Source organism: Bacillus sp. MMSF_3353 (genome assembly GCF_030733445.1).
GTDB lineage: Bacteria > Bacillota > Bacilli > Bacillales > Bacillaceae_G > Bacillus_A > Bacillus_A wiedmannii.
This window is the reverse complement of sequence record NZ_JASHJA010000051.1, coordinates 1-15,734: the sequence shown is the minus strand read 5'-3', so window position 1 is coordinate 15,734 and position 15,734 is coordinate 1. Positions and strand designations below refer to the sequence as shown.

Here is a 15,734-nt window from a genome sequence, read left to right as displayed (position 1 = left end):
TTCTCCTTTACACATACTAACCAAATCATGGCATCATCAGAAAGACAGGGCGATTTTTAGAGGTAATTTTGCAGATGCTGATATTACCGATCCTTTATTCCCACGCCTCCCAACATACGATAGCTTTTATGACCATGAAACTATCCAATTAGTACAGGATATTTTTAATAAAGATTTTAGCACGTACAATTACCCATTAACTCCTTTAAAAAATATGTGATTTTCTAATTGTAGTTTCATATATTATAGAGAAACTTAGATTCACCTATTTAAGTTTCCTCATAAAACTCTCGTAGTAAGTTGGGGCACTGGAAACAGTGTCTTTTTTTAATAAAATTCAAATTGTATTATCTAATAAATCATTAAAACATTTAAATAGAACGTGAAATACTCATTAAGGTTGCCACCATTCGTATGTTTTACTTTGTATGCAAGAAAGACGCAGTTAAAACATTTAGTGAACGAATATTTAAATAGTAATGTTTACAAATATAAAAATGCGGTTGCTCCTTCCTGGAGAAACCGCACCTTATAAAAGTTTTTATTAAATTTTAAACTGACTCGTATACAGATCAAAGTAAAACCCTCTATCTTCCATAAGAGATTCATGATTCCCTCTTTCCAAAATACTTCCATCTTTTATAACAAGGATTTGATCTGCTTTCTCAATCGTTTTCAGTCGATGAGCGATTACAAAACTTGTTCGACCTTTCATTAAATTATTTAGTCCTTCTTGAATTTGCAATTCTGTTCTCGTATCAATATTTGATGTTGCTTCGTCGAGAATTAATATATCTGCATCTGCTAAAATCGCCCGCGCAATCGCAAGAAGTTGTTTTTGTCCTTGACTTAAATTCGATCCTTCTGAAGCAATTTTTGTTTCATATTGATTCGGTAAATGTTTAATAAAAGAATGTGCAGATGCTGCCTTAGCTGCATTGATTACTTCATCATCACTAGCATCTAATCGACCATAACGAATATTATCCATAATCGTCCCAGCAAATAAGTACGTATCTTGTAAAACTACTCCTATTTTACTTCGCAACGAATTAATATCATAATCTTTTATATCTTTTCCATCGATATGAATTTGCCCTTGCTGTATATCGTAAAAGCGAGTTAGCAAATTAATGATTGTTGTTTTGCCCGATCCAGTTGGACCAACTAAAGCAATTGTCTCCCCTGGCTGTGCCTTAAGACTCACTTCTTTTAAAATCGTTTTATTTTCCTCATAACCGAATGTAACATTCTCAAGTGCAACATGTCCTTGTAAATTTTGTACCATGAACGCATCTTTTTTATTTTGGATTTCTGGTACTTCATCCATAATTTCAAAGACACGTTCTCCACCAGCAACTGCCGATTGAATCGTATTCATTAAAGTTGCGAATTGACTAAGTGGTCTTGAGAATTGACGAGAATAATTAATAAAAGCTGCAATGACACCTACTGTTGTCATTCCATTTAAAACCATTACTGATCCAGTCCCAATTACAAGCCCCATACCTAAGTTATTTATAAAGTTCATACTTGGAAAAATAAAAGCTGAAAATGTATCCGCCTTCGTAGCTGAAACTCTTAATTGTTCATTAATTTTATTGAAAGTTTGTACGGTTTCTTTTTCTTTCCCATATAACGTTGTAACATCCGCTCCTGTTATAGCTTCCTCAATAAAACCATTTAATTCTCCTAAATCTCGTTGACGCTTTGCAAAGTTTTTGCCACTATAAGCAACTAATTTTTTTGTAACGAAAAACATAATAGGTACTGTAATTAATGTAACAATTGCTAAAATCCAATCTAATGCGAACATCGCAATCGTTACACCTATAAAGGTTAATGCTGATGAAATAATTTGTACAACACTTTGTGTTAACGCTTGATTCAAATTATCTATATCATTTGTCACACGACTCATTAAATCCCCTTGAGAACGTACATCAAAGAACCGTAAAGAAAGCGTTTGGATTTTCTCGAAAATATCTTGTCGTATTTTTTGTATTGTTTTTAATGCAACGTTAACCATGACAAATGTTTGTAGCCAAGTTAACAATACTGTTACACCGTAAATCGCGATAAGTAACAAACACATTCTCGCCGTACCGTTTAAATCTTTCGGTACAATATATTGATCTATAATTACTCCCATTAAATAAGGACCTAATAACCCAAGTAACGTCGTAACAAATACTAAAAATATAACGAACGTAAGAGCAGCCTTTTGATACCCCATATAGTTCCATACTCGCAATACAGTTCCTTTAGTGTTTCTAGCTTCACCCATTTTAGGCGCGTTACGCCCACCTTTATTAGCAAATTGCCCTTGAAAATTACGCATGTTCTTTCCCACCTTCTTTATGTAAATTGCCACCTTGGGAAAGATAAATTTCTTGATATACCTCACATTGTTCTAACAATTCTTCATGTGTACCATCACCTACTAATTCACCGTTATCTAAAACGAGAATTTTATCAGCATCTATTATAGATGAAATTTTAGAGGCGATTAATAATGTTGTTGTTCCTTTATATTCTGTTCTTAATGCCGATTGAATGTTAGATTCTGATTTCGCATCAACTGCTGATGTAGAATCATCTAATATAAGAATGGATGGCTTTCTCACAAGTGCCCTTGCAATTGATACACGTTGTTTTTGTCCACCTGATAAATTCGTCGCCCCTTGTGTTAAATGATATTGATATGAATCTTCCAACTTGTTAATAAACTCAGTCGCACAAGCTGATGAAGCCGCTACTTCCAGTTCGTCATTCGTTGCATTTTCTTTACCATAACGTAAGTTCTCTTCTATGCTACCTGAAAACAATAATGCCTTTTGAGGTACAAACCCGATTGAAGCACGAAGTTTTTGTAAATCGTATGCTCTAACATTTATTCCATCAATGCATACTTCCCCTTGATCAACATCGTATAAACGCGGTAACAGTTTTGCTAAAGTAGATTTACCACTTCCTGTAGAACCGATAATTCCTACTTTTTCACCTTTACATATGTTAAATGAAATATCTTTTAAAACATATTCATTATTTTTCGTGTAACTATAACTAACATTTTTAAAGTCAATTTGTCCCTCGATTTGCTTAGGTGCAACCGCATTTGTTTCCGTCGTAATATCAACCTCAGTATTTAAAACTTGCCGTACACGATCCGCAGATGGAAATGCTCGCGCGATTTGCATAAATACCATACTTATAGACATAAGTGACATTAAAATAATATTCAAATAGTTTATAAACGCTAAAATAGCTCCTACTTGAAGCGTTCCATCAAATACTTTTTCTCCACCAATCCATAATGTTGCGACAATCCCGCCGCTTACAACTAACATAATGATTGGCATCATTATGGAAATAAGCTGCACCGCTCGAATATTTATCTTCGTTAAATTTGTATTAACATTTCCAAACTGAGTAATTTCATATTTTTGTCTTACATACGCTTTAATAACACGTACTCCAGATAAATTTTCTTGTAGCTTTGTATTCACTTTATCTAATGCTTCTTGCACTTTTTTGAACGTTCCGCTCGCTTTACTTGCAATGAATATAATCGCAAGTAATAAAATTGGAACAACCACAAGTAATATAGGAAATAACTCGCGTGCTGTTACAAAAACAATTATTATACTTCCGATAAATAACAAAGGACCACGAACAAGTACACGTAATGTCATCGTCATCGCCGATTGAATAGAAGTAATATCATTTGTCACAATCGTTAATAATTTCCCAGTTCCAAATGAATCACGATTTTCACTAGAAAATGTTTCTACTTTCGCAAATACATCTTTTCGTATGTCTGTAGCGAAATTAACAGCTGCTTTTGTAGAATACATCATACACCCAAGTCCTCCAACTAAACCGAGTGCTGCAGCTCCTATCATAAGAAGCCCCATTTTTATTACATAATTCAAATCACGATTTGCTATCCCTACATCAATAATATGTTGCATAATAGTCGGTTGAATTAAGTCCATCGCAACCTCAAGTACCATAAATAGTGGTCCAATAATCGCGAAGAACATGTATGGTTTTAAATAATGTAATAATTTGCGAAATGATTTCATACTTAATCTCCTTTTTCCTATGAAATTACCATTTAATAATTCATACCCTCCTTACTTAAGCCATATAATTTTTGATTTTTCCAGTACTTCTATTATATTATGCAAATTAATATTTAACATTATTAAATGATAAGCATTAATGACTTTCCGGTCAATAAATGTGCTTTATATTACGCAAATAGAAAAACCGTATTCTTAAGTAGAAAGAATACGGTTTTTCATCTATATCTCTTCAATTGTAAAATCTAAAAACTCAGTCTCAAATCCATTGTTTTTAGAAGGACTACACGTGTAAAAACCTATTTTAACAGGCGCATTCCCTATATCCTCCATCAAATGAGCAATTCTTATTTGTTCCCATTGACAGCTATTTTTTACATATATTATATAATCGCCACGTTTACGAACAATTCGAAAATGAAGTTGTTGGGTAGCTAATTCTGTTGGAAAGTCTTGTGTTGACCAATCAGAATATCCATTATTCGTTACGACAGCTCCTAAATGAGAAGGGCCATCCGGAATATACTCTAATGAAGTTTTCAACCAACACTTTTCCGAAATCATAACAAAAAGACCTGCTTGATCGTATTTTGAATTTGGATCCATACACAATTGAACTTCAGCTTGAAAGTCTGTCATCATTTCATTATAAAATACATGACCATTCATTACTTCAAAACCATAATGTGTTTTAAGCCAGAAATCTGTTTCTGCTTTCGAACGGACGATAAACGACCGGTTGTCATTAATTTTATAATATTCAGGGACATTCATTATAGTGAGCTGCTCAACATGTTTAGGTATATACGATATATTCATAGTTCCTCCATAATAAAGCCTTTATACAAACATTTAAAACTCCGCTAATACAGGGAATTTATAACCTTTAAAATCTAACTCTTTATTACTTCGAACCATTAAATACTTATTAGACTGTAATTCTGTAAATTGTACATCCTCAATCCCTAATTGATCTGGTGAGAAGTAAAATTCGATTTCTGTAAATCTTTCAGCGATTTCTCCGCATATTTCATCTAAAACTGGAATTACTGGTGCAAATACTCCATATAATTTCAACTTTTCATTATCTACTTCATACACAATTAGAGCATCTAGTTTCTCTGAATAATACAATTTCTCATTCCATCCCGAATCATACATATTCAAATAAAACGAAGGACGGAAGTTTAATGTTGAAAAATTATTTGAAAGTCTTTGGCTACTATCAATAGTTTCATGTATTAACTTTCTATCCTCTTCCATATAATAATCTAATTTTCTAAGTAAGGAGTCATTATTATTCTTTTTATCATATAGAATAGTCATCAAATACTCCTGCACAACTTTAAACCCAAATGATGCATATAGTTCAGGTTTTTCCGTAAATAATAAGGTACATTCACATTTCTTATCAATTTCTTCTATCATTTTACTTATTAATTGTGTCATGAGTCCTTGTCTACGAAAATCAGGGTGAGTCATTACCGTTTGAATGCCGGCTGCATTTATTCTTTCACCATTTACTAGCAATGGTAGCGAAAATACCGCAACATTTGCAATCGCTTTATCGTCATGTAAAAATGATAAAGCTTTGTATGTATCATCCCAATAACCTCTCTCTGAAAAATCATTCAATGTTTGAATTGTAATTCCAAACACTTCTTCAAATAAAGGAAATAACTGCTCTCTTTTTGGTTCTTCTAAAAGAAATTTTTCAAAAATTTCAACATTCCCCATGTTGTCCCTCCATACGTTAATTCCATCAAATTAGATTTAGTTATATAACCTGCTCTTAATGTAATAGGTCTTACCAATCAATATACTATCATAAAATATAAAAAAAGAGTCTAATTAATTTTATGTTTTGACTATTCGAAAATAAGTCGAATAAAACAATATTAAGATTTTTGAATATTAATAAGTTTATTATATAAAAATAGTGCTTTCTACTTCGTTTTTACTCATAGAAATGCACCATTTATAAAAAAATATTTTTTATTATTTTTTTCCTTCTAGTCTCTCCCTCGTATTAATTTCTTCTCCTCTCATTCGCTTTTCAAATGTATTTCTCCAACTTGTAGAAAGTGCATGTACTTCTAAGATCCTTTTTAGCCCTTCCATATTTTGTTTTTCCTTATGCATAATACGATTAGCAAATGCTACTGTAACACCTTTTGGATCAGACTTTATTAACTTTAACGTATCAACAGGTGATACCCATCCTTCTTTTAATACACGAAAATAAAATCCTGTATATCCTGTTTCTTGAAAATAAAGTGGTAACTTTGGAATATTGTATTTCTTAGCTAATTTAAAACAAGGTTGTCTTGGCTGTGTTACTTGTACAATTGCTTCTCCAATTTGAAATGTATCACCAATACAAACATCCTCTTCACACAGACAATTAATTGTTATATTTTCTCCGAATGCTCCATATACAAGGGCTTGATTCAACTCTTTTTCCCAGTATCTATAATGTTCTCCAGAATACACACAAACTGCTTTATCTACTCCACCATGATGAACTAAGTCCGCTTGCCCATCTCCATTAAATTTTAAAAAGGATAAAAACACCGGTTCCCTTACTTGCTTCTTATTTATACCTGTATGAATTACCTTTCCGCCGTATGTAACCTCTTTTGGTAACCCTATATTTAAAGATAGTACCTCATATACTTTATTCATCTTAATCGCTCCTCTTACTTACCCTACAATTTTTCAATAGATTAATTTATACTTTCAAACTCTCTGTCTATTTTTCATTTAAAATGACAAAAGGTCAGCAAATGTAATAACCACTCAAATATCCTTGCTCCTATACTTATCTATCCTTACTTCAAAACTTTTCAATCCCTCTCTAATAAAGTGATTATAAGCTCAACAAAATCATTGTTCAATCCAATTATTTATATAATAATGATAGGTATAACCTATCATTAAACTTGAGGTGATTCCAATCGAATTAAGACAACTTGAATATTTTTTAGCTGTTTCAAAAGAATTGCATTTCACAAAAGCAGCTGAGAAACTAAATATTTCACAACCTTCTTTAAGTCAGCAAATACGTGCATTAGAACATGAAGTAGGAATGCCGCTTTTTGATCGCATTGGTAAAAAAATATCTTTAACTGATGCAGGAAGGATTTTATTATTACATAGTAAAACCATTTTTCATGAAGTCGAACAAGCTCGTTCTGCAATTCAAGATCTAAACGGATTACAGCAAGGTTCCTTAACAATAGGCTCTTTGTTAACCGTCGTAAATTATTTACTACCACCAGCTATATTAAATTTTAATCATTCATATCCCAATATAGAGCTTTCTGTATTAGGGCTTCGTACAGGAGATATTCGTGAAAAATTATTACAAAACGAACTAGATATTGGCATTACATTTCTCCCGGTGCAAGATAAGGAGATTATTTCTATCCCTCTATACAAAAGTGAACTTACATTAGTCGTACCAACCGATCATCAATTAGCTGAACGTAATCATGTATCTATTGCTGAATTACAGAACTACCCTTTAATTCTTTTACCTAAAAATTTCTTTTTAACCGAACTAATTACATCTCATTGTCAAAAATTTAACTTTAAACCAAAACCAATTTTAGAAATTAGTACGATGGAATCTTTAATCCAAATGGTTTCAAAAGGAATGGGAATTACAGTGTTACCAAAACCGTATATAGACTTTTTACAAAATAAAAACATTCAAGCAATTAAAATAGAAAATCCTACCCCAACAATAGAAATTGGGCTTATTTATAGAAAAGATAAATATATGTGTGCTGCAACTCGAGAATTTATTGAACAACTAAAAAGAACAGTACGTTCTTTACAAAGCTAAACGAACAAAAGAGATTATCCTATAAAACCGTTTCACAACGCTCTAGTAGGATAATCTCTTTTCAAAACAAAATACAACATAACTTTTAAACTCAAATAAATTTCAATGTACCTTTTTAGATATTGGAATATATTTCGTAAAATATGCCCCGACTAGTAATAAAACAATTGAAGTTAACCAAATAAAAATACCGCCAAAGTTAAACCAATATGCAAGCAAATTTAAGATTGCTAGTGTAAAGAAACAAATTGAAGTTAACGCACTCTTCAATCCTTTTACCCCTGCTTTTTTTCTTTTTTCATAAGTAATATACATTGAAACGGCAACAAATAAGATAAGAACAATCGGTAACATTACTTTTAGCAATGGCAATCCCTCCCGTACATACACCTTACTATTACCATTTTATCTCATTTATTCTTCTTGAATCAATTAATAGCATTCTTCTCTCCAAAAGTCAGTATACGTTTTATTATTAAATTTCACATTTACCTGAGAAAATGAAAGACTTCCTCCAACTTTCAATGAGTACCAGTCGTTGAATAGTGGAGATCCGAAGCAAATATTCATTATACGATTATGCAAATCAAATAAGACAGAATGCAAAGTTCCAAACCATTCTTCATAATTATGTACTGTCAGCCCAGTAGGATACTCTCTTTCTACTAATTCTTTTAAAGAATCCATGCTCACTAGTTCATTTTGATTTAAATATTCATACAATATGTGATATCTGTTTGTAGATTGTTCTAATCTTCTATTATTCAATTTTTGAATAGGTAAACTAATCGCATGGTTTGTTGATACGATAAAATCATGGCTTTCCTCATCAATTGTGGTTATTGATTTATATCCGTCAAATATTTCAATACGCGCTGCGTCTAAAGGATCTGCTACAATTAGATTAATATTACTTGCAATTGGCATTTCATCAACTAGTGATATCGCCTCCTGCACATTTTTACATTTCTCCAATAATACTCGAATTACCGCAAAGCATTGTAAACCACTTAACACTGGCTTTCGTAAGCCTTCAATATTTCCTACTGGTTGACCACATGCTGAAAATGTAACAGCTAACCCATGCTCGTTAACTCCTTCTGTTCGACCGAAATAAAAAGTAGAAAAGCCACTATGTACATATGCACCTTCAACATGTGTTGAGCAAAAACGCATATCATCTATTTTGGGTAACAAATCATAATTTCTTAATACATATGTGTGCTTTGAATCTGTCTTTTTAGGTAATACGACACAATGACTACATCCTGCTTTTAATAGTGTTTGATAATAATACATCAGATTTCTAGCAGGAATTTTCAACACTTCACAAAACCCTTCAATTTCTTCATTAATTCCTGGACAATATTGATTTAATATATTTCTAGATTCTGTCCAATAATTATCTGATACTAAATGTTCTTGCTGTATAAATTGTGGAATGAGATACGGATGATTTTTCACAAACTCTCCTTGTTGTTTTCCAATATCATAATGACTTCCTTTTAATGATGAAAAGTACCCCTTAACTTGGTACATCTAAATCCCACCTTACATCTAATTTATCCATATCATACCAAATGAATTTTATTCATTCTTGATGTTTTTTACTGTCTTTCAAATCAAATTTGGCTGGAATAAAGAAAACAATTATAAAATAAAAATTAGGAAACTGTAATCATTAACAGTTTCCTAATTTACCTATACTATATTATCCCCTCTTCCACCAACGTTTCTGCAATTTGAACCGAGTTCCAAGCGGCCCCTTTTAATAAATTATCGGAAACAATCCAAAGATGGAATCCTTTTGGTGTATCAGGGTCTTTTCTAATTCTCCCGACAAATGTATCTATTTTCCCTTCTGCATATAATGGCATTGGGTACAGCTGTTCACTAGGATTATCTTGCAGTATAACACCTGGTGCATCCAGCAACACTTCTCTTATTTCTGCAACAGTTGCTTCTTTTTCAAGTTCTATATAAACCGATTCTGAGTGCCCGGATACGACCGGAACACGCACACAAGTAGCTGCCATTTTCAAGTTTTGGTCCTCCAAAATTTTCTTCGTTTCTTGAATCATTTTTACTTCTTCAAATGTAAAATCATTATCTGTAAATATATCTACTTGAGGCAATACATTAAACGCAATCGGATAGTGTTTTTTATCTTTTTTCGCTGGCAGTATAGTACTCTTAACCTCTTCACCTTCAAGCATTGACTTTGCCTGTTCTTTTAATTCATGAATCGCATGAATTCCTGAACCTGACACAGCTTGGTATGTGGAAACAATAATTCGTTCCAATCCGAATACTTTTCGAATTGGTTGAAGTGCCGTCACCATCTGTAATGCTGAACAATTCGGAACTGCTATGATACCGTTATGCTCCTTTAAAGTGTGCGCATTTACTTCTGGAACAACGAGTGGTACATCGTGCGCCATTCGGTATTCACTTGTGTTATCAATTACGATGGCACCACTAGTGACTGCGTGATTAACAAATTGTCTAGACACTTCTCCTCCAGCGCTAAAAAAGGCAATATCTACACCTTCAAAGCTAGTTGCTTTTGCCTCTTGTATCATTATCTCTCGTCCTTTAAATTGCACTAACTTGCCAGCGGATCGTTTTGACGAAAGCAATGTAACTTCAACTATATTAAATTTAGTTTCTTTTTCTAACAGTTCAATAATTTTTTGTCCTACTGCACCTGTAGCACCAACTACAGCTACATGATAGCCCTTTTTGATCATCATTTCTCCTCCAATATAATTTAAATGAATATTTCTATAATTTCATTTTATAAAGAATTTAATCATTTGGAAAATTGAAATACGTGATATAATCATTCACAAATCATGATAATAAAAGAGGGATAGCTTATGGAAATGAGACATGTTAAAACATTTTGTGCCATCGTTAAGTATGGTAGTTTTTCTAAAGCTGCTCATGCGTTAGGTTATGCGCAATCTACTGTAACAGCGCATATGAAAGCATTAGAAAACGATTTACGTCTCCCTCTATTCGATCGATTAGGGAAAAAAGTACTTCTTACAAAAGCAGGTCATCAATTTCATCCTTATGCTCTAGAATTACTAGCTATTTATGAAAAAGCGCAAGAAATCCCTCAAAATAGTGATGATTTAGAGGGAACTTTAACGATTACATCTAACGAATCATTAGCAGTGTACCGATTACCACAATTATTACGTATGTACAAACAGGAGAATCCGAAAGTAAATATCATACTGGAAACAACTACAAACGAACAAGCAATGAATAAGCTACGTGAAGGAGAAACAGATGTTATTTTCATAATTGGAGAAAGTATGGAACATAATGATTTTATTACGCGTACTTTTTGTAATGAAGCATTTGGATGGATTTTACCTCCCCATTACTCTACACACTCTAATCCATTTTGTTTACTAAATGATACTCAATTTATCTTTACAGAACAAAGCTGCGGCTATAGACCGATGGTAGATCGGTTTTTACGTCAAAGCGGAAATATTCCAGCTAAAACATTTGAAACTTCCAACGTTGAAGTCATTAAACAATCTGTGATGTGTGAGTTAGGAATTTCAATTCTTCCTTACATTGTTGTACAAGAAAGTTGTCAAAAAGAACAACTCTGTTTTCAGCCTATCGAAACTTCAACAGTTATTCAAAGCCATGTAATCTATCATAAATCTAGATGGATTTCACCCGTTTTACAATCGTTTCTTTCCTTACTAGAGCGAGACTAAAAGGTGCACAAAAAAAGAGTAACTGCCTAATAAGCACTTACTCTCTTCCAATATTATCTTATTTATTAGTCTGTCCCCCATCTGCAATTAATTTACTACCTGAATATGTACCTTTTTGCATAAACAATTGATTAATTAACTCTTTTTGTTCCGCTTCTGACATTACTCCTTTTCCTTCGCCTAAATTCCCGCTTTGTAATTTCCAAATCTTGTTGTGATCTGCGTCCATCTTTTCATATTTCCCTTGTTTCCATCTCTCTAAAATATCTGCATATGTATTTCCTTGTACTAGATCATTACTCTTTACAATATCAAGTAAACTTTCAATTCGTTCTTGTGTGATAAAAATATAGCCCCACTTTTGATCAGCTTTCGTTTTTTGATGTGCCATTTCATGTAATGCTGTCTGTATGTTCTCATCTGTCCATTTAAAATTTTTATTAAAACCGCTATTTGGTAATGAATGATTGCCATTTTCTAAAAGCTTTGCATCTTCAGCTTTTACATTACTATCAGCTAGTACTTCTGCTGCCGGAGCAGCTGGTGATGCCTTTTTCGCAGCTGGTTTACTATTATTTAGATAATACAGCATACCATATGTTACACCTACGCCGATTACCGCCATACCAGCTAAAATACCTATTATTTTAAAAAATGTTTTCATCTTGCTTGTTTCCTCCCACATATCCCATTCATATTTTCTATTTCTCGAACCACATATATATTTCCTTATATTATATTTCTTTTCTTTATCAATTGAAAGATTATTCTGTCAAAATATCCATCTTTTTCAAATGCAGATCCATCTCTAAGCATTTCGTTTTAATTTTATAAAAATATATGCTAGCCTACATATTAAGGAGATGAATAAATATGAGTTTATTGTATAGCGGTTTAACTTTTTTAAACTTTGACGATACATATTTATTACAAAATAAACTTCATTCTTATTCACATGAGGATATTGATTTTAGTCATTTAGAGCACACAAACCTGTATTGCGAGATTCCTTCTTTAAAGAGTATAAAACGGGAGTTATATCGTAGAAAGCAAAGAGGAATCACCTTTATCGGTTCTGGAAATTATCATTATGTATCTTATTTGCTACTAAAAGAAATAGATGAACCATTTAGCCTTATTTTATTTGATCATCACACTGACATGAACTTAAAAGAAGAAAATGAACATACTCTTATTTCTTGCGGGTCATGGGTATCGTTCACACTTCAAAATAACCCAAAATTAAAGAAAGTAATTATTATCGGACCTTCTTCTTTAACCATTCATTCTAATGATTATTCATGCGTAGAAGTATTCCCGATAGATACAACTTATGAAGTATCTACACATACGATACTTTCGCATATTCATACAGATACTATATATGTAAGCATTGATAAAGATGTTTTAGATTCAAAAGTAACTATTACAAATTGGGATCAAGGACATATGAAACTTTCTACACTATTAAAATGTTTACATTCTCTTATTAGGAATAAAAATGTTTATGGTATCGATATTTGTGGTGAACTACCGGTTTATCCTTCTCAGCTCTTTCTAGCTAAATATGCAAATGCTATTAAGAAAAATGAAAAAGCAAACTTACAAATTTTAAAATCAATATATAATACATAAAAAAACAACGAGTACCTTATAAGGCACTCGTTGTTTTTATGCACGATGTTCTTTTAACCACTTCGTAATCGCATCTAACCTCGAAACATCAAAACGTCTCTCTTCACACACATTTAAACTATTTAAACTTTTCACAATTTCTAATTCATTCGATTTTACACTTTTCGCATCAATCATTTTGCAATATCCGTCTGTAACAGCATTTAAATTTTCATAATAACGTTGAAACGATTTTGATATATGTAAATGTTTTTCAAAGTTTCTTCTTCTTTTTGTCTCGTCAGATTCTTTCCGTTTTCTAAGTTCTTCATCATTCGTATATAAATAAAAATATTGATCGGGAAAACCAATTTCCCTATGTATCAGCTTTTCTTTATAAAAGTTTTCTATTAAAGATAACGGCTGATTAAATATATCAAAATGGAAACACCAATTATAACTAAGTGGTTGATAAATGTCGCCATCAAGTATTACTAATTCATATTGCTCTGATTTCTGCGCTGCTATTTTCCAGCGCTCTACTTGTTTTTCAAAATACCATGTTCTATGTTCGTTTTTTGGTCTTTCAAACAATACATTCACTTCAGGTATAATGTACGCACCATAATTTTTTTCTAACTCACGACACGTGCTACTCTTACCAACCGCACTTGCGGTATGTCAATATGGCAAAAAGTTATTCTTCGAATCTATAATAGATATCTATAGCCCCATCTTGCGCAACTTCTATTCGCTTAATTAATTTCTGAAATACACTGTGCAGATCTTTCGATTCTTCTAACAAAGCAAATGCGTCTCTAACTTCCTGTTTTTCCTTCATTTGAATTTCGATATTACTCGCTTTCCTTATTTCCATCTCTTTCAATCCAATTTCTTTTTCAATCTTCGCATTACGAATGGTAAATGTCTCTTTATCAATTCTTTCGTCTTCTAAATACAAATCTAATAACCGTTCTCTCTTAAACTTCAAATCATTAATATCTCTTTTAAGCTTTCTTAGTTTTACATGTAGTTGATTTTCATCCGAAAAAAATTCTTTATCTAACTCCCTTTCTTTCTCTTTCAATTTACTTAATACTAATGCCCTCAAATCCTTATAATGTATCGGCACATGTCTTACACATTCTCGGCGTGCTGTAGTTCTGCTCCAATTACAAATCATATATGAATATTCTGTTGCTTTTCCGTTCTTACTTACGTTTATGCTATTTCTTTTACTCATCGCTGTACCACAATGCGCACAAACCGTTATACCTCTTAATTCATTAGTTGTTGATACGCGGCGTTTCTTTTTGAACTTATTAGGATCTTTATCATTAACCTTATCCCATAATTCATGACTGATTATAGCAGGGTGATGATCTTCAAAAATCACCCACTTCTCTTTGGGATTTATAACTTTCTTCTTCCTACCATTTACTTTTACTGTCCCATATTTCTGCATTATATAGGTACCTTTGTAAGCCGGGTTTTTAATCATCTTGCATAATGTAGAGAATGTCCAAGGAGCTCCTTTCCTTGTACGTGCCCCCTTATCATTTATAGTGTTCGCAATCTTGATATAACCAAATCCTTGTGCATATAATTCAAATATTTCTCTGACAAGAGCAGCTTTCTCTTCATTGATTGCATATTTACCATCTATAATTTCATAACCATATGGAACAAATCCACCAGTATAACCGCCCCTACGTACTTTTGCAGCTAAAGCCGCTGTTATAGACACAGATAATGTTTTAGGTAACTGAGATGCAAACATTGCATACATTTCAAATTTCATATCATTCTTACCTTCGTAATGACTGTCGTACCCTTCCTCAATCGTTATTAGTCTTACTCCATGTCCTAATAGTATCTCCTTAATCTCTAGCGCGTCCTTTAAATCACGTGCAAGTCGATGTATAGATTTAAATACAACTGTATCGATTTCTTTTTTTCTAGCTTTTTCTAATACTAACTGTATTGCGTGCCTCTCTAACCAAGCTGTCCCAGATATACCATCATCAAAGTACACAGCATTCTCGTCCCATTCAAAACCATTATTTTCTAACCAATATCTACAAATATCAATCTGATTTTCTACAGAAGAAACCTGTTCATCCTTGTCACTTGATACACGTACATAAACAGCATATGCCACAATTACCACTCCTTATCTCAGTATCCTAACGTATAGTTTATTATGTCTGAATTATATAACTCCAAGAGTACACTGGCAATCTATTACCAAAACAAAAAGACGACTTTCAACAGTCGTCAAAATAAAAATATATAAAACTCAAAAATTTAGGAGGGGGTAAACAATACACAACAACATCTAATAAAAAACAAAAAGAAAAAGAACCCCCTCTATAAAAAATATACCTTATATATATAATATAAATTATATAACTTATAAATATATATTATATATAG

General features: G+C 32.4%; 13 protein-coding genes and 2 pseudogenes. 4 read left to right on the top strand and 11 right to left on the bottom strand.

The window, feature by feature from the left end:
• A pseudogene (locus RBB48_RS30255) lies at positions 1-220 on the top strand (sulfotransferase family 2 domain-containing protein); the annotation flags it as partial.
• 324 nt (positions 221-544) lie between these two features.
• Here RBB48_RS30255 and RBB48_RS30250 read toward each other — a convergent pair.
• The 5 genes from RBB48_RS30250 to RBB48_RS30230 all read right to left on the bottom strand — a co-directional run bounded on the left by RBB48_RS30250 (position 545) and on the right by RBB48_RS30230 (position 6,773).
• Entirely contained in the window at positions 545-2,341 is a 1,797-nt protein-coding gene (locus RBB48_RS30250) for an ABC transporter ATP-binding protein (RefSeq protein ID WP_088063345.1), read from the bottom strand.
• Entirely contained in the window at positions 2,334-4,088 is a 1,755-nt protein-coding gene (locus RBB48_RS30245) for an ABC transporter ATP-binding protein (protein ID WP_306008733.1), read from the bottom strand. Before RBB48_RS30245 ends, RBB48_RS30250 begins: the two co-directional genes overlap by 8 nt.
• A 222-nt stretch (positions 4,089-4,310) precedes the next feature.
• Positions 4,311-4,907, bottom strand: a complete 597-nt coding sequence (locus RBB48_RS30240) for a DUF1349 domain-containing protein (protein WP_001027689.1) — start codon at positions 4,905-4,907, stop codon at positions 4,311-4,313.
• Positions 4,908-4,940: 33 nt separating this feature from the next.
• On the bottom strand, positions 4,941-5,825 hold the full coding sequence (locus tag RBB48_RS30235; RefSeq protein WP_088063343.1) for a GNAT family N-acetyltransferase: 885 nt from the start codon (positions 5,823-5,825) through the stop codon (positions 4,941-4,943).
• Positions 5,826-6,086: 261 nt separating this feature from the next.
• Entirely contained in the window at positions 6,087-6,773 is a 687-nt protein-coding gene (locus RBB48_RS30230) for an MOSC domain-containing protein (RefSeq protein ID WP_001045580.1), read from the bottom strand.
• Between the two features lie 262 nt (positions 6,774-7,035).
• Here RBB48_RS30230 and RBB48_RS30225 point away from each other — a divergent pair, with 262 nt between their 5' ends.
• Positions 7,036-7,938, top strand: coding sequence for a LysR family transcriptional regulator (locus tag RBB48_RS30225; protein ID WP_088063342.1), 903 nt, complete (start codon positions 7,036-7,038; stop codon positions 7,936-7,938).
• A 102-nt stretch (positions 7,939-8,040) separates the two neighbouring features.
• Here the strand turns inward: RBB48_RS30225 and RBB48_RS30220 are convergent, their stop codons facing one another.
• The 3 genes from RBB48_RS30220 to RBB48_RS30210 form a co-directional block, all read right to left on the bottom strand.
• Positions 8,041-8,304 (bottom strand): hypothetical protein, encoded by a 264-nt coding sequence (locus tag RBB48_RS30220; protein ID WP_142291730.1) that lies wholly within the window; start codon positions 8,302-8,304, stop codon positions 8,041-8,043.
• Between the two features lie 66 nt (positions 8,305-8,370).
• Positions 8,371-9,477 carry a C45 family autoproteolytic acyltransferase/hydrolase gene (locus tag RBB48_RS30215; RefSeq protein ID WP_088609719.1) on the bottom strand — a complete coding sequence of 369 codons (1,107 nt, stop codon included), beginning with the start codon at positions 9,475-9,477 and terminating at the stop codon, positions 8,371-8,373.
• Positions 9,478-9,644: 167 nt separating this feature from the next.
• Positions 9,645-10,688: an aspartate-semialdehyde dehydrogenase gene (locus tag RBB48_RS30210; RefSeq protein WP_088063340.1), complete on the bottom strand. Its 1,044-nt coding sequence runs from the start codon at positions 10,686-10,688 to the stop codon at positions 9,645-9,647.
• A gap of 129 nt (positions 10,689-10,817) precedes the next feature.
• Here RBB48_RS30210 and RBB48_RS30205 point away from each other — a divergent pair, with 129 nt between their 5' ends.
• Positions 10,818-11,684 carry a LysR family transcriptional regulator gene (locus tag RBB48_RS30205; RefSeq protein WP_060488742.1) on the top strand — a complete coding sequence of 289 codons (867 nt, stop codon included), beginning with the start codon at positions 10,818-10,820 and terminating at the stop codon, positions 11,682-11,684.
• Between the two features lie 58 nt (positions 11,685-11,742).
• On the opposite strand, the gene RBB48_RS30200 is transcribed toward RBB48_RS30205, so the two are convergent.
• The gene (locus RBB48_RS30200) at positions 11,743-12,369 is read right to left on the bottom strand and encodes a PRK06770 family protein (protein ID WP_116300182.1); all 627 of its coding nucleotides are present in this window, start codon (positions 12,367-12,369) and stop codon (positions 11,743-11,745) included.
• A gap of 188 nt (positions 12,370-12,557) precedes the next feature.
• Between RBB48_RS30200 and RBB48_RS30195 the strand changes: the two genes are divergently transcribed.
• Positions 12,558-13,319, top strand: a complete 762-nt coding sequence (locus tag RBB48_RS30195; protein ID WP_088063339.1) for an arginase family protein — start codon at positions 12,558-12,560, stop codon at positions 13,317-13,319.
• 36 nt (positions 13,320-13,355) lie between these two features.
• Here the strand turns inward: RBB48_RS30195 and RBB48_RS30190 are convergent.
• Positions 13,356-13,973: pseudogene (locus RBB48_RS30190) on the bottom strand (chloramphenicol acetyltransferase); the annotation flags it as partial.
• A gap of 22 nt (positions 13,974-13,995) precedes the next feature.
• Complete coding sequence (locus RBB48_RS30185) at positions 13,996-15,459, bottom strand: recombinase family protein (protein ID WP_306008732.1); 1,464 nt, start codon at positions 15,457-15,459, stop codon at positions 13,996-13,998.
• Positions 15,460-15,734: the final 275 nt, after the last annotated feature.

Excerpts from the sequence above, each read along its gene's own strand:
- RBB48_RS30250 (WP_088063345.1), bottom strand. The coding sequence starts at position 2,341 with ATGCGTAATTTTCAAGGGCAATTTGCTAATAAAGGTGGGCGTAACGCG.
- RBB48_RS30245 (WP_306008733.1), bottom strand. The coding sequence starts at position 4,088 with ATGAAATCATTTCGCAAATTATTACATTATTTAAAACCATACATGTTC.
- RBB48_RS30240 (WP_001027689.1), bottom strand. The coding sequence starts at position 4,907 with ATGAATATATCGTATATACCTAAACATGTTGAGCAGCTCACTATAATG.
- RBB48_RS30235 (WP_088063343.1), bottom strand. The coding sequence starts at position 5,825 with ATGGGGAATGTTGAAATTTTTGAAAAATTTCTTTTAGAAGAACCAAAA.
- RBB48_RS30230 (WP_001045580.1), bottom strand. The coding sequence starts at position 6,773 with ATGAATAAAGTATATGAGGTACTATCTTTAAATATAGGGTTACCAAAA.
- RBB48_RS30215 (WP_088609719.1), bottom strand. The coding sequence starts at position 9,477 with ATGTACCAAGTTAAGGGGTACTTTTCATCATTAAAAGGAAGTCATTAT.
- RBB48_RS30210 (WP_088063340.1), bottom strand. The coding sequence starts at position 10,688 with ATGATCAAAAAGGGCTATCATGTAGCTGTAGTTGGTGCTACAGGTGCA.
- RBB48_RS30205 (WP_060488742.1), top strand. The coding sequence starts at position 10,818 with ATGGAAATGAGACATGTTAAAACATTTTGTGCCATCGTTAAGTATGGT.
- RBB48_RS30200 (WP_116300182.1), bottom strand. The coding sequence starts at position 12,369 with ATGTGGGAGGAAACAAGCAAGATGAAAACATTTTTTAAAATAATAGGT.
- RBB48_RS30195 (WP_088063339.1), top strand. The coding sequence starts at position 12,558 with ATGAGTTTATTGTATAGCGGTTTAACTTTTTTAAACTTTGACGATACA.